Annotated in this window: 1 protein-coding gene; it reads right to left on the bottom strand. The window is 49.9% G+C overall.

The annotated features are described in order from the left end of the window. Positions 1 to 951, bottom strand: a 951-nt coding sequence (locus IQ270_RS30480) for a hypothetical protein (RefSeq protein ID WP_228056859.1), incomplete at its 3' end; no start/stop codon positions are given. Positions 952 to 1,102: the final 151 nt, after the last annotated feature.

The following is a 1,102-nucleotide window of genomic DNA, read 5'->3' as shown; positions in this document are numbered from 1 at the left end:
AATGCGTGAATCTCGTCCAAGCAGAACCTCATCATCTTCGATGAGTCTACCTGCGATCTCTAATAAAAGGACATACTCCCAGAAAGCTGTCATGGTGTGTGAGTGCGTGGCCTCTGAGAAATGCTGCGCCACCAGCTCGTTCAATTTCTTTAAGTCAAAGCCCTCGGGCCGAAGGTCCAGGACGAAATTGGCTCGGTTGGACTTGAGTTTTTCTCTAAGTTGCCAAAATATCGCAGTTTTTCCGGTGCCCTTACGGCCTACGACGAGCTGGGCTTCGCCGCGCAGGGCGCGATAGTACTCTCGCGTCTCTAGAAAATAGCTGTCTAGCCGACGAAGTTCATTCTCTGCGGCGCTAGCCCCAATAGAAAGTTGGGTGAGATGGCTTGTCGAGATGGTCCTCCGAGGGGCGCGATACTTTTGCAACGCCTCCATAACCTGCGGTCGAAATGCTTCGACTTTCTCCTGAAGAACATTGAGGGCAGGTAGGGGTGTTACATCGTCACGAAGATCAAATGGCGGAGTGAAATCGCCATACTTCAATATCAGATGCGGTATTCCAAGGCCGTCTGCGAGCCCGGCAAGTAGATACGCCCTCAAATTGTGATACTCCGAGTCGACCACGTGACTGGGAATGAGAGATAAAAACACACCAGCGGAAGAGGCGACTTCACGGTGTGCGCGCATCAGCGGGAGGCGGACATCCTCTTCAGGATCATGTTCCCTGTAATGAAGACCGCTCTCCTTGAGGGATAGGAGATATATCGCTGCAAACTCGGTTTTGGACAGGAAATTCTGGAAGTATGCTGGAGTTTCGTGCCGTAGTTCTGATGGTGAGGGTGCTTGGTAGAATGGGTCTTGCGTTTGATCTATCAGATTGGATACATCGGCACCGTTGCGGTATTGCTTGAGGCGTTGAGTGTCAAATATACCGAGCTCGGCCTGAATCTTCATCGCATTCTTTATTGTAGAATTTATTAGAAGTATGACAGGCTTGCTGCGACCAGCCGCGTATCCAATCTCATATATGACATTAGCGCTAATCGTTGTTATATCGAAAATAGCATACTCGCAGTCGTCGATCGCCTTTCGAACTGTGTTAATG

Origin of the sequence: Microcoleus sp. LEGE 07076 (assembly GCF_015207455.1) — a bacterium.
Lineage (GTDB): Bacteria > Cyanobacteriota > Cyanobacteriia > Cyanobacteriales > Microcoleaceae > Microcoleus.
This window is presented reverse-complemented; position numbering and strand designations above follow the sequence as displayed.